Origin of the sequence: Aestuariicoccus sp. MJ-SS9 (genome assembly GCF_032586235.1) — a bacterium.
In the GTDB taxonomy this organism is placed as follows: Bacteria; Pseudomonadota; Alphaproteobacteria; order Rhodobacterales; family Rhodobacteraceae; genus Aestuariicoccus.
The window spans coordinates 1-894 of record NZ_JAWHTD010000128.1 but is presented as its reverse complement, the minus strand read 5'-3'; the positions used below and the strand labels follow the sequence as shown (position 1 = coordinate 894).

Here is an 894-nt window from a genome sequence, read left to right as displayed (position 1 = left end):
CGAGATAGGCGTTCTCTGGCAGATCGATGGCGACGCAGGCGCCATTCAGCACCTCGTATCCGCGCTCGCAGCTCCAGCCCGGTCCATAGGATGCCTCGTCCAGATAGGCATTCGATGGCACGACAACGGCGTCGCATCGGTCGTCGATCTTGAAAAAGCCTCTCTCACAAGCCCAGGCGGCGCCGTATTCTGCGTTGGTCAGATACGCGTTCGCTGGCACAGCAATCGGCGAACATGTCCCTGCAACAGCCTTATAGCCACGATCGCAGGTCCATCCCGTCCCCGAGTTGTCTTCTGTCAGGTAGGCACGCTCCGGAAGAACGATGGGCACGCATGCCTCGTCCTCCTTCCGGAACCCTCGTTCGCATTGCCAATCGTAGCCATAAGACCGGAGGAAGGCGTTGGCGGGCACTGGGATGGGATTGCAGGATGTACCGGTTATCTCCTCATACCCACGGTCGCACTCCCACCCCGTCCCGTAGGAGCGCCCGGTTGGATAGGCATTCTCGGGAATGTCGAGCGCAAGGCATTCAGCGCCCGCCACCCGGTAACCAAGATCGCAGATCCAGCCGCCACCATAGCTGCGCGCCTGAGCGTTCTGCGGCATCGGGCCGGTGCCATCCTGCGCAAGGACGGGGAAGGCGAAAGACGCGATCACACCGGCGATGACTGCCGTCCGCGCGATCAGCCTCGCGAGGGGATTTCTCATCGCCGCTTGCTCCGTGGCGGACCAGAGCCCGCCGGTTGCCGCGCGAGTCTTCGATAGCCCAAGCGAAAGCGTTCCGGTCAGCCGTCGAGTGGGCGCGGGCGGTGGCGGGGAGCCCCTGGAATTCGATCTCGTTGGCATGCCTTCGTTCTCGGCCACCTGGATCGAAAAGTCCTGCGGAACTGTCG

General features: G+C 63.0%; 1 protein-coding gene. It reads right to left on the bottom strand.

Going from position 1 to position 894, the window contains the following annotated elements:
• Positions 1-709 (bottom strand): hypothetical protein (locus RXV88_RS23580; protein ID WP_316296182.1); only part of this gene is annotated, 709 nt, incomplete at its 3' end.
• Positions 710-894: the final 185 nt, after the last annotated feature.